This is a genomic window from Pseudoalteromonas sp. 2CM28B (assembly GCF_023161935.1).
The window spans coordinates 17,752-30,328 of record NZ_JALNTH010000012.1; the positions used below are offsets into that span (position 1 = coordinate 17,752).

The following is a 12,577-nucleotide window of genomic DNA, read 5'->3' on the forward strand; positions in this document are numbered from 1 at the left end:
TAAATCCTCTATTAACCTAAAAACTGTTTTATTTTAGGGAGCTGTTTAGCAATTGCGTTATCCACAATACGTGGAAAAACGCCATTGATACGTGCAAAAAGTTTCTCAGGAAAACCAATAAATCGTCTGGTTTTATTTGAGTTTAATAACGCAACTAACTCATCAGCCACCAACTGTGTGGAGTCCATTTGATTACCAAGCGCCCTATTCATTGCTCGGGTTTGTGCATCATTAATATCTGTATCGGTTGCTCTTGGTGCTAAATAACTAACTTTAACGGGTGTATCTGAAAGCTCTCGTGATAGCGCTTCGCTAAAACCACGTAAACCGAACTTACTAGCACAGTAAAGTGTTTGATATGGGTAACCTATGCTGCCAAATGACGACCCAACATTAACTATGGTGCCTCTATTCGCTTGCAGCTGCTCTAAAAACAGCTGGCATAGTTTCATCGGGACGGCTAAATTAGTGCTCAGTAGATTATCAATTTGTTCACTACTACAACTACTTAAGCTTTGCATAACATTAATGCCTGCATTGTTTATGAGTAATTTAGCACCGCCCAATTTTTTGGCTTTAATTGCCAATGCCAGCATGTTTTCTGCAACGGTTAAATCTCCCACAAAAGTCATACTACCTGGGCACTGGCTACTTAGCGCATTTAGCGCATCGCCATTACGCCCTACTAATAGTAATTGCCAACCTTGTGCGTGCAGTGTTTTGGCAATCGCTTGGCCAATTCCCCCTGTGGCTCCTGTTAACACACATAAGCCGGTATTCATGCGTGTTGCTCTTGTGCTGATGCTTTAAAGAACGGCTCGTCATCTAAAGCGCGGAAAATATCACCGTACAAACGATAAAAACATTTTGCGCCATGTAAAATGGCTTGCTGATCGGCCTCATTAGTAATTTTGTTCATCAAGTCTTCAAAAAACTTTACGTGCTCTATATCAAGCGCACCATGAGAGGTTAAATAGCTAAATGCTTTTTTAGGTAAACCAACTGCATCAGCAATATTTGAAGCTGCGCCATCAGCCAGGGCAATTGAAGTCCCTTCGAGTACATGGACCATGCCAAAAAAGCTTAATGGATTTTTACGAGCGATACTGTCATAGGCATACGAGACCATCATTTCGGTAGCAAATTGTGGCTTACTATGGCGCACGCTTTCTTTATCAAAACCACACGCGGCAATATCGTTAAGCACCCATTCTTGATGGCCAATTTCCTCTTCAATGTATTCGGCTACGGCTTCACGTAACCATTCTTGTTCGTCGGTCAAACGGGCACCTAACGACATCATTAATGGCACAGTGTGTTTTACATGGTGGTAGGCTTGCGCTAAAAATGACGCATACTCTTCAAGTGATGCTTGGCCTTTAAAAACGCGCTGTATAATTGGCGCAGCTAATAAGTACTCACGCTCGTTTTGAGTTTGTGCTTTTAATGTATTAAAAAAGTCAGTCATGGATCACTTCTCCAAGTCGGTAAAATTGTTCAAAAATAAGGTCAAATTGCTGGCTAATAGCCTGTCGTTTAGGACGATTATTGGTCGTTAGTAACCCTTGCTGAACACTTAAAGGCTGAGCTAACCGATGCCACTTTTTAACTTGTGCATAATCGGGTAACTGTTGATTTATAAATTTCATATGCTCACTGAGTTGTTGCTCACTCAACTCAGGAATTGCATAAATAATCGCGGTTAAAAAAGGTTTGCCTTCACCAAAAACAACGGCTTGTATAATCGCGCTTTGACTCAATATTAATGACTCAGGCCATTCAGCACTGACATTACGGCCCATGCTGGTAATAATCAGGTTTTTAAGTCGCCCTTTTATGAAGAGCTTATTGCCATGCTGGGTCACTAAATCGCCTGTTGCATACCAGTTATTTGGGTTATGCGGCGCTTGATTTAAATACCCTAAAAATAGCTCACCCTTTATGTACAACTGGCCTTTTTCGATTTTAATTTGTATGTGCGGTAGTACAGTACCGGCACTCTTTAAATCATCATTTTTGGGCGTATTTAAACTTACGACAGATGCCGCCTCTGATAATCCATACCCCTGATAAACAGGTAAATTAAGCTCTCTGGCGGTGGCAATTAAAGCATCACTCACGAGCGCTCCGCCAACTGCAATAAACTGTAATGACTTTGACGGCTGCCAACCTTGCTTTGCAAACGCAATTAAACACGTTAATAACTCAGGCACTAAAATAAGGGTATTAGGTTTTACACTGTCAATTGCACTAATAAGTTTTTCAGGATTTTTTAACCCTGAGCCAACAAAACCCAATTCGTTTAACGGCATTAAATGTACACAACCGCCACTTAATAATGGTGCATAAATACCTGCAATATTTTCCAGTAATACAGGTAATGGCAGTAAACATAAGTGAGTTGGTTTACTTATACCTATTTGCTCACATAACGAGTGTGCAACTTGCATTTGGCTATGAGTTGATAAACACACACCTTTTGGCTCGCCTGTAGAGCCTGACGTGAAGGTGATTTTTTGCGTGCCCTCAAAGTAACTAATCGGTTCTTTAACGTTGAGCTGATAAATATATAAAGTGTAATGATCAAACAAAGTAATAGACAATGTATGCGCACCCAAAGAAAGCCTTGGCATATCACTTATGAACAGTTGTGCACCACACTGTGCCAACACATATTGCGTTTGTTGTTGACTAAAGAAATGGGCAATCGGTATAGCCACTTTATTAGCAACGCTGGTCGCAGCATCAAGTACCAACCAAGCAGGTGTGTTATCAAGTTGAAATGCAATTGCATCAGCATCTGAATTTGCAAAAATTTCCGCAACTTTATTAATCTCTTGAAGCAGCTCAGTGCCTGTTAACTGTTGTGTTTGATTCGCAAAATGCGCGACAACCGCCGGCTCAATACCTAAGTCATTTAAGCTATTTAACATACTCATACCGTCTCCAGCGCGTTGATTAATGCCGTAATTCCATTTGCATTTTGTTGTTTAATATCAAGTAGCATTGGCGTATTAAGTACTTGTAGATGTGCTTGCTCTAAATTAACAATGCATACTGTAGGCTGGTTAGCGTAGTAGCTTCCCCAGCTTTTTGGTTGCTCAACAACACTGCTGTTAGCCAATGCAATTTCATTACACGTTACCCCTAATAAACGCAATAAAGCGCGTACCTGTTTGGTGGCACAAAAAACCAAATTAGTAGCACCAATAGCTCTTAAAGCCTCATTAACAATAATAAAATGCGATAACGTGGCTTTTCTGTGTGTTGAATAGAGATTACCTAACTCAAACACTTTACTGCGCTGTGTGCCCATTGGTAAAAACTGCTCAATGGGCGCTGCTAAATATTGTTCAATAAATAAAGGAGAAGTGGCGTTTCTAAGCCCTAAAGTGCAATGCCCTTGCTGAGTTTTATACTGACAGAGTAATGGCATAAATGAAGTTAGGCTGGCATTGTACGCAGCTAAAAAGCCTTGTTTTACTGTATCTTCAAGGCGCTGACGATGTTCATCACATTCTCTGGCGCTCACACACTGTGTGAACGACTGAAAAAGTGTTGATGCTGACTGTTGTTGAGCTAATTGCATAAAAGCATCGCCTGTATCAAATCTATAGGTAGAATTTAATAGGCGAAACTTAAATAAAACTTAAGGTAAATTAATTTTTTAAAAAATTTAATTTAGACTGGCAATAACGGTTTTATTACGGCCCGTTTCTTTTGCATGATAGAGCGCTTTGTCAGCACATTTGTATACTTGATCAATATCATCACTGTGCTGCGGCCATGTAGCAATGCCGATGGAGACATTTATACAACCAACTTTGACCATCGGTGTATTCGCCACTTCATTACGTAACCGCTCAGCAATAACAAACGCACTATCGCTATTTTCGTTCGGTAATATAAGTAAGAATTCCTCCCCACCAGTTCGCGCGACAATATCATCTTTGCGAGATACCTGCTTGATCACACACGTTAAAGTTTTTAGTACCTCATCGCCCACATCATGACCAAAAGTGTCATTAACCCGTTTAAAAAAGTCGATATCTATTTCTAGAACCGCAAAGGGGATCTGTTCTTGAATTAATTTATCTAACAATAAATACAAACCTCGCCGATTATGCGCACCAGTTAGCGGATCGGTGAGTGCATCTTGGCGTAATTGACCCATTTTCGACTGCAGTATATTAACTCCTTCTAACATGGCTGCTTTAAGTTGCTGACTTTCAAAATACCAAGATTTAATACTTTTAAGATTCGCTACGTTTTGTTGATCAGTCGATAAATTTGCACTGTCAGCTAGTAACCTAAGGGGCTTAGCAATAAAATGCGCTAACACACCAATCAATACAAAAGTAATTAATACAATTGGTAGCATTCGCTTAAGCACCAGCCCTTGAAAAGTATCTAACGTGGCAAGTGTTGCCACCTCACTACGCTGGGCAACTACGCCCCAATTAGCAAGTTTAACGGGCGAATATCCAGCAAGCATAGACACGCCTTGGCTATTTAAAACCCGGGCGTATCCATCTTCGCTTTGCAAAACACGCTCTATTACTGGGTTATTAATGACTTGTTCGCCAATCCGCTCAGTCTCAGGATGATAAAGTAAGGTTTTATTATCAGCCACCACATAAAAGTATGCCCCGCCATCGTAACTATGCTGTTTTAATAAGGCGTTTAAAATGCTCTGTTGCTCTAAATAAAAGCTACCGCCAATATAGCCATAGTAGTTACCCATCTCGTCAAATAAAGGATAAGAAAGTACAACAATTAAGTTATTCGCAAGCGATACATAAGGACGACTAACTAATGGACGCTGTAGTTTAAAGGCTTGTTTAGATTGAGTTGAATTAACGGTTTTATTAATAATATTTAATGAAACAGGTGAGGCCGCTTTAACGACACCTTGCATGTTAATTGCTACCGAATTAAAGCTATGTGTTTGGTTTAAAAGGCGGTTGGTTTCAGCTTGGAGTAACGCAGTATTGGTAATATCTTTAGCAATTATTTTGGCTGAAAACTCAAGTTGCTGCATCGCGGCGGCTAAAAAGTGTTCGGTCGCCGAGGCAAGCTTACTAGCAAATACATGGTTACTTTTGAGAGTATCTTCTATTACCCGTTCTTTTTGTACTTGGTAACTAATGTATGAACCACTGAACAAAATAGTGGCTGTAGCAGTGATAGCTAACAACAGAATTAATTGCCTAAGTTTAAAAGTAAATGGTGATCGAAAACGCAACTTATTATCATCCTAAGCAAATAAAAACGACTGCTATGTACTACATATATCCTAAATATAATACAGAAATTAAACTAAGTAGCCTAATTTTTGTTATTTTTGGAATAACAAAATGACATTTATTATATATGTCGGGTTTTGCAGTTAAGCTCAATAATAGTTAAGCTGCAAGCACTTTATTTTTATTTAGCCTTGAGGTGTGTGTTGCTAAATAAGTACCTGTTGTCGTCTTCTCTTTTTTTAATCGGATGTTTCATGCCAATAAAATCTTCTTTTGCCGATTCTGCGCTGTCACTTGAACAGCAACTTGGGCAAAAGCTCATGCTCGATTTACGCTATTTTTGTCACCAAGGCAGCAGTGAGCGCTGCAGAACAGCGTTAACTGAATTACCAGATACACTAGCCAAAGCGATTAGCCGTTATGATATTGGCGGGGTTATTTTATTTTCTGAAAACACCCAAAGCATCGAACAAATAATTAGCCTTAATCAGCAACTGCAACAAGCTGCGTCTCAGTCTAAATCAGGCTTACCGCTTTTTATTTCAATTGACCAAGAAGGTGGACGCGTAGCACGACTGCCACGTGATGTGGCCACTTCATTTACCGGTAATATGTCAATTGGCGCCACCTATCCAGAGCATGGCACTTATTTCGCAACTCAAACCGCGAATGTTCTTGCCACGGAGCTCTCAGCATTGGGGATTAATGTAAATTACGCGCCAACCGTTGATGTAAACATGAACCCAGACAATCCGGTAATTAATGTCCGCTCTTTTAGTGAAAACCCAAATGATGTAGCAGTATTAGGTGCCGCACAAGTTAGTGAATTTGAAAAAAATGGCATTATTAGCGCACTAAAGCATTTTCCTGGGCATGGCGACACCAATGTAGATAGTCATACCGGCTTGCCTAAAGTGATGCATTCAAAAGAGGTGATTTACGCACAAGATTTAGCGCCCTTTAAACACATTATTGAGCAGCACAGTCCGGGCATGATAATGACTGCGCATATTCAGTATCCAGAGCTCGATAGCAGTACCTTGACTAATGTTGATGGCAAACAAATGATCAAGCCCGCGACAATGTCGCGTAAAATCATGACCGATATTCTACGTAAAGAACTTAACTATCAAGGTGTGGTGGTAACCGATGCACTTGATATGGCAGGTATTAGTCACTTTTTTAGTCCAACTCAAGCAATTATAAACACCTTTGCTGCTGGGGTTGATATTGCGCTTATGCCAATAGAGATTAGAACGCCAGATGACATTAAAAAGCTCGATGCTCTCATTGAGTCATTAGTCAGTGCGGTTAAATCAGAGCAACTAAACGCACAGGAAATTGCGCATTCAGCACAGCGTATTATCTCACTTAAAAGTAAATTTAAATTAAACGCTTCGCCTGTTCCCATCAAAGCATTAGCCAATGCCAAGCACATTATTGGTAAAAAAGCACATCGCGAATTAGAAGCGTCACTGGCCTTAGCGGCGATCACCCAAATAAAAAATAACAACAACACCTTGCCACTTAAGCTTAATGCTGGCCAACACATTCATATTATTATGCCCGATACGCGTAAATGTATGGCCATACAACAAGCCATAATGACGCTCAGCTCACACGCATTAGTTTATAGCTGTAGCAGTTTACAAGGTTTTGATCCTGTTGATGCTCAGCGTAATATAAACCAAGCTGATATTATTATTGCCGGGAATGCCACGCCTAATCAAAGCGCAGTGGAAATTGGCGGGATGGATGATTTAGCCGATAACCCAGACTTTGCCCTCAATAACGCAGAGCAACCTAAAGCACTTGAATCATTACTTAAAATGGCTAACAAGCAACAAATACCCACCGTGTTTATTAGTTTGCGAGCTCCTTATGATATTGCGCAGTTTGGCAGCTCTGCCGATGCAGTATTAGCTTCATATGCTTATAATATTGACGTAGACAAAAACGAGCAAGTATCTGGGCCTGCATTTACAGCACTTGCTAAAGTATTACTCGGTCAAGCCCCTGCTAAAGGCAGCTTACCGGTAACTATTAAACAATCAAAGAGCCACTAATATGAAACTCAATTGTGATTTAGGTGAAAGCTTTGGCGCGTGGAAAATGGGGCTTGATGATCAAGTAATGCCGCATATTGATATGGCAAACATTGCCTGTGGTTTTCATGCGGGCGATCCTAGTGTTATGGCCAATACTCTTAAGCTCGCTAAACAGCATAATGTTATGATTGGCGCTCACCCAAGCTACCCCGATAAACAAGGATTTGGCAGACGCTCAATGAATCTGAGTGTGGCCGAGCTCACTCAGTGTTTACACTACCAAATAGCTGCTCTTGATGGCATGGCAAAGGCACAAGGATTAACCCTTAGCTATGTTAAACCCCATGGTGCGCTTTACAACGACATGATGAAACACCAGCCACTACTTAGTGCTGTGATGGGCGCGGTTGCCAGCTACCCTGCTGACCTAAAATTAATGATACTGGCCACGGCCGATGCTAAACACCACCATACAATGGCACGTCATCTTGGACTAACGCTTGTTTTAGAAGCGTTCGCAGACAGGCTATATACTGATCAAGGGCACCTCGTAGCAAGAAATATAGCAGGCAGTGTGCATGATAAAGCAGCATTATTGGCACAAGTTAAACAGCTTTTAACTAGTAACAGTGTGACTACCCAGTCAGGAAAATCGTTAAAACTTAACGCCGATAGTATTTGTGTGCACGGTGATAACGCCCAAGGTGTTGCGCTTATTGAAGACATAAAGGCTCTTTGCAGCGCAAGCGTATAACTTCCTCTAAGCTGTAAACCCCCTTTACAGCTTTTACTTTCTTTTATCATCTTCATTCATTGGTAGTTTTAAATACTGGCCTCGTTGCATCTGACTGTTAATTATCCCTCTCCTACCCTATAAATAGAGCAGTGATTTAAAACAGGGATAAATAATGAAAACGCTTTTAGCTATGAGTCTTATATTGGGCAGCAGTCAATTAGCTGTTGCCAATACCGATACATTACAACTTCAAGATATCTTCAATCTTGAATATGCCAACCAAATAGACATAACAGAAGACGGTAAAACCGTGTATTTTGTCCGCAACCGCATGGATATTAAAACCGACCGTAAAGTAGGCAATATTTGGTCTGTTGATTACAGCACAGGGCAACTACAACCATTAACTTCTGGTGTATATATGGATTACTCGCCAGTAGTCTCTCCTGACGGACAGCGACTTGCTTTCATATCAAACCGAGATGGTAGCAACCAAATATATATTAAATGGTTAAAAACAGGGGCTATCGCTAAGGTTAGTAATTTAACTAGCAATCCAAGCTCACTAACTTGGACTCCTGATTCAAACCAGCTGGTATTTAGTATGTTTGTTCCAATGGCGACGTCTGCGCCTGTCAGCTTAACTGGAAAACCAAAAGGTGCCACGTGGGCAGAGCCTGCTAAATATATTGACGATGTTTATTATCGTGCCGATGGAGGGGGTTATACTGAAAAAGGGTTTAGTCAATTATTTACACTTGATGCCAATGGCGGTAATGCTCAACAACTCACCAACGATAATTTTAATAATGGTGGGGAAGTCAGCTTTAGTAAAGACGGTAAAACTTTGTATTTTTCTGCTAATCGCAATGAAAATAATGAATTGAAGCCCACTAACACTGAGCTCTATCAACTCGATTTAGACTCGCTAGCCATTTTCCCTCTAACTGAGCGTAATGGGCCCGATCAACAACCTAAAGTGTCACCCGATGGCAAATACCTTGCCTATACAGGGTATGACGACAAGCGTACTAATTACGAAAACACCCAACTCTATATTCGCGATTTAAAAACAGGGAATACTCAAAGCCTAACCACCGATTTTGATAGAAGTGTTGGCCAAATTAAGTGGAGCGCGAACTCAAAAGGGCTTTATTTTAGCTATGCCGATGAAGGGCAAACTGCGCTGGCTTATCAACCTCGAAGTGGCAAACGCAAAGTGATTACCGACAAATAGGCAGTGTTGCGTTTGGTCGCCCTTATTCCGGTGGCGATTTCGATATTAGTGAAAATGGTCATGTTGCATTTACATTGGCCGATACCCAGCGTCCTGCTGATGTAGCCACAATAAAGCGTGGTAAAGCGCAGCGCTTAACTGATTTAAATTCTGATGCACTCGCAACCAAGCAACTCGCTGAGGTTGAAGAATTATGGCTTAAATCAAGCCACGATGAGCTGCCAATACAAGGCTGGGTTGCTTACCCACCGGGTTTTGATAAATCAAAAAAATACCCACTAGTGCTTGAAATTCATGGTGGCCCTGTCGCTAATTATGGCCCGCACTTTAGTGCCGAAGTACAACTATTTGCCGCTAAAGGGAACGTGGTTTTATACATGAACCCACGTGGTAGTGATTCATACGGTAAAGAGTTTGCGCAAACCATTCATCATAATTACCCAAGCAATGACTACGATGATTTAATGACGGGTGTTGATGCACTCGTTGCCAAAGGGTTTATTGATGAATCTAAGTTGTTCGTAACCGGTGGTTCTGGCGGCGGTGTATTAACCGCGTGGATTGTAGGTCATACAGATCGCTTTGCTGCAGCTGTGGTTGCCAAACCAGTAATTAATTGGATCAGCTTTGTACTCACTGCCGACTTCTATCCTTTCTTTGCCGATTATTGGTTTCCGGGCAAACCTTGGGATCATATTGAGCATTACATGAAACGCTCACCCATCAGTTATGTTGGCAATGTTAAAACCCCGACCATGTTACTCACGGGTGAGGCAGACTACCGTACGCCTATTTCAGAAACAGAGCAGTTTTATCAAGCCTTAAAACTTCAAGGTGTTGATACCGCGATGGTGCGTATTCCAAACGCATCACATGGTATTACTGCCCGTCCATCTAACTTAATGACCAAAGTGGCATATATTCAATGGTGGTTTGATAAGCATTCGAAATAAAACGCAGAGTTATGAGTGACGAGCTATATAAGCTCGTTGCTCGAAGCTCACAAGTGTAAACCCCCTTTACAGCAATAATGTGAGTAATCCCTTACATACTTTAGCTAAATATCGGACTTAGCTTCAAACTGAGTTGGTAAAAATTCGGTTTATACTAACTCAACCCCTTTGAGTTAGTAAAAATTCGGTTTGAGTCACTGTTTATAAGCCCTCAGTTAGTAAAAAAATGTTTTATAAGTAGCGACAGTTAGTAAAAAATCGGTTTATTACTTTCTAAATCCTAGTTAAAAATCTTTAAATTAAGCGTTTAGATGCTCAAATTGAGGATTAGAAAGGCAAATCTACCCTTAATGATGAAGAGAATGGCTGTTTTTATCATGGTTAGTTAAAACCTGATCTGTATTTTAACTAGCTAGTTAAATCGTGATCTGCTTTCACTATGTTAGTTAAACTCTGATCTATATACGGCAAAAACAGTTAATTTATCGTGCTTATACATGTTAAAGCGTAACCAGACTATCAAGCCCTCCAGCCGAGGATAAACATCCTTTAAATTTTATTTACACTTTTAACCTGCATTGCATTGAAAACTCTCACTAACCAAATGGCTAGTAAAATACTGATCTATTAAATTTTGCCTTTATGCAGGCATAAAAAAAGGGCCTTGCGGCCCTTAAGTAACACTATCTAGTTGAATTAAAATTGGTTCATGGTGTTAGCTTCACCACCGGCTTTAAGTGCATTCTCACCTGAGAAGTACTCTTTGTGTGTATCACCAATGTTTGAGCCTGCAAGGTCTTGGTGTTTAACAGACGCTTGCTCACGACGGATTTCTTGACGCTGTACGTCACGTACATAAGCCAGCATACCTAAGTCACCAAAGTAACCTTCAGATAGAATATCTGTGCTTAATGCTGCTGTGTGGTACGTTGGTAACGTGATTAGGTGGTGGAAAATACCCGCTTCACGTGCACCATCGCGTTGGAAGTTTTGTACCAGTAAGTCTGCAGCTGCAGCAAGCTCTGTTGAATCCATTTCTGGAGCCATAAGCGCTTTGTTATCATCAAGACTTGGGTAAGCGCTAAGGTCACGGCCTGCTTCTTGCCACTCTTGGTATACTTGCTCACGGAACTTAAGCGTCCAGTTGAACGACGGTGAGTTGTTGTATACTAATTTAGCATCTGGAACTTGTTCTTTAACGCGATTTACCAGCTCTGCAATTTGTTTTACGTGTGGTTTTTCTGTTTCAATCCACAGTAAATCAGCGCCTGACTGTAGACTAGTTACACAATCTAGTACTACACGGTCTTTTTCAGTGCCTTCGCGGAACTGGTATAAACCATTGTCTAGGCGTGTAGGCTTACAAAGTTGGCCATTAAGCTTCATTGCTGTTTCGCCTTCATTCAAGTCATCAACACTGTTTACTGGGGTTGTTTCTAAAAATGCATTGTATTGGCTTGCTAAGTCACCTGGTTTTTTTGAAACCGGTACTTTTTGCGTAAGGCTTGCACCTAGTGAATCGGTACGCGCAACGATAATACCGTTATCAATACCTAGCTCTAAAAACGCGTAACGTACTGCATTAATTTTAGCTAAAAAGTCTTCATGAGGAACGGTCACTTTACCTGCTTGGTGACCACATTGCTTAGCGTCTGATACTTGGTTTTCGATTTGAATAGCACATGCACCCGCTTCAATCATCTTTTTAGCAAGTAGGTAAGTCGCTTCTTCGTTACCAAAACCAGCGTCAATATCAGCAATGATTGGCACAACATGCGTTTCAAAGTTATCAATTTTATTAAGCACTGCTTGAACGTCGCCGCCGTTTGCTTTTGCATCGTCTAGCTCGTTAAATAAATGGTCAAGTTCACGTGCATCCGCTTGCTTTAAGAAAGTGTAGATTTCTTCGATAAGTGCAGGTACTGATGTTTTCTCGTGCATACTTTGATCTGGAAGTGGACCAAACTCAGAGCGAAGCGCTGCAACCATCCAACCACTTAGGTATACGTAACTGCGTTTAGTTGTTTTTTGATGACGCTTGATTGCCATCATCATTTGTTGCGCAGTAAAACCATGCCAACAACCTAAAGACTGTGTGTACTGGCTTGTGTCTTTATCGTATGCAGCCATGTCTTCACGCATGATGTCTGCTGTAAATTGTGCAATATCAACACCAGAGCGAAAACGATTTTGTAAACGCATACGTGTTGCGTATTCAGGATTAATTGTTTTCCATGCACTGCCTTGTGATTGGCATAATGTTGCTAGTGTATCTGTTTCGCCTTGATATGTTGTCATAATAAAGTCCTTCGAACGGGTATTAATATTTATTGTTGAGAGAGTGACTACATCACGTT

Annotated in this window: 8 protein-coding genes and 1 pseudogene; 3 read left to right on the forward strand and 6 right to left on the reverse strand. The window is 40.9% G+C overall.

The features are described 5' to 3' along the window. Positions 1–11 precede the first annotated feature (11 nt). The 5 genes from MTN96_RS16600 to MTN96_RS16620 form a co-directional block, all read right to left on the reverse strand. Entirely contained in the window at positions 12–782 is a 771-nt protein-coding gene (locus MTN96_RS16600; protein WP_248532255.1) for an SDR family oxidoreductase, read from the reverse strand. Continuing rightward, positions 779–1,468 (reverse strand): TenA family transcriptional regulator, encoded by a 690-nt coding sequence (locus tag MTN96_RS16605; protein ID WP_248532256.1) that lies wholly within the window; start codon positions 1,466–1,468, stop codon positions 779–781. The genes MTN96_RS16600 and MTN96_RS16605 overlap by 4 nt, the downstream gene beginning before the upstream one ends. Then, on the reverse strand, positions 1,461–2,939 hold the full coding sequence (locus MTN96_RS16610) for an AMP-binding protein (RefSeq protein WP_248532258.1): 1,479 nt from the start codon (positions 2,937–2,939) through the stop codon (positions 1,461–1,463). Before MTN96_RS16610 ends, MTN96_RS16605 begins: the two co-directional genes overlap by 8 nt. Continuing rightward, positions 2,936–3,589, reverse strand: a complete 654-nt coding sequence (locus MTN96_RS16615; RefSeq protein ID WP_248532259.1) for a thermostable hemolysin — start codon at positions 3,587–3,589, stop codon at positions 2,936–2,938. The genes MTN96_RS16610 and MTN96_RS16615 overlap by 4 nt, the downstream gene beginning before the upstream one ends. Before the next feature lie 87 nt (positions 3,590–3,676). Further along, positions 3,677–5,197, reverse strand: a complete 1,521-nt coding sequence (locus tag MTN96_RS16620; RefSeq protein ID WP_248532260.1) for a sensor domain-containing diguanylate cyclase — start codon at positions 5,195–5,197, stop codon at positions 3,677–3,679. A gap of 303 nt (positions 5,198–5,500) precedes the next feature. On the opposite strand from MTN96_RS16620, the gene MTN96_RS16625 reads away from it, so the two are divergent. The 3 genes and pseudogenes from MTN96_RS16625 to MTN96_RS16635 all read left to right on the forward strand — a co-directional run bounded on the left by MTN96_RS16625 (position 5,501) and on the right by MTN96_RS16635 (position 10,220). Next, entirely contained in the window at positions 5,501–7,312 is a 1,812-nt protein-coding gene (locus MTN96_RS16625) for a glycoside hydrolase family 3 protein (protein WP_248532261.1), read from the forward strand. Between the two features lies 1 nt (position 7,313). After that, a complete protein-coding gene (locus MTN96_RS16630; RefSeq protein ID WP_036983606.1) occupies positions 7,314–8,048 on the forward strand; it encodes a 5-oxoprolinase subunit PxpA in 735 nt (244 codons plus the stop codon). A 154-nt stretch (positions 8,049–8,202) separates the two neighbouring features. Beyond that, positions 8,203–10,220: pseudogene (locus MTN96_RS16635) on the forward strand (prolyl oligopeptidase family serine peptidase). A 696-nt stretch (positions 10,221–10,916) separates the two neighbouring features. On the opposite strand, the gene MTN96_RS16640 reads toward MTN96_RS16635, so the two are convergent. Next, positions 10,917–12,518 (reverse strand): isocitrate lyase, encoded by a 1,602-nt coding sequence (locus MTN96_RS16640; RefSeq protein ID WP_248532262.1) that lies wholly within the window; start codon positions 12,516–12,518, stop codon positions 10,917–10,919. Between the last annotated feature and the right edge of the window lie 59 nt (positions 12,519–12,577).

Coding starts and splice junctions, on each gene's coding strand:
- MTN96_RS16615 (WP_248532259.1), bottom strand. CDS start 3,589: ATGCAATTAGCTCAACAACAGTCAGCATCAACACTTTTTCAGTCGTTC.
- MTN96_RS16605 (WP_248532256.1), bottom strand. CDS start 1,468: ATGACTGACTTTTTTAATACATTAAAAGCACAAACTCAAAACGAGCGT.
- MTN96_RS16600 (WP_248532255.1), bottom strand. CDS start 782: ATGAATACCGGCTTATGTGTGTTAACAGGAGCCACAGGGGGAATTGGC.
- MTN96_RS16625 (WP_248532261.1), top strand. CDS start 5,501: ATGCCAATAAAATCTTCTTTTGCCGATTCTGCGCTGTCACTTGAACAG.
- MTN96_RS16610 (WP_248532258.1), bottom strand. CDS start 2,939: ATGAGTATGTTAAATAGCTTAAATGACTTAGGTATTGAGCCGGCGGTT.
- MTN96_RS16640 (WP_248532262.1), bottom strand. CDS start 12,518: ATGACAACATATCAAGGCGAAACAGATACACTAGCAACATTATGCCAA.
- MTN96_RS16630 (WP_036983606.1), top strand. CDS start 7,314: ATGAAACTCAATTGTGATTTAGGTGAAAGCTTTGGCGCGTGGAAAATG.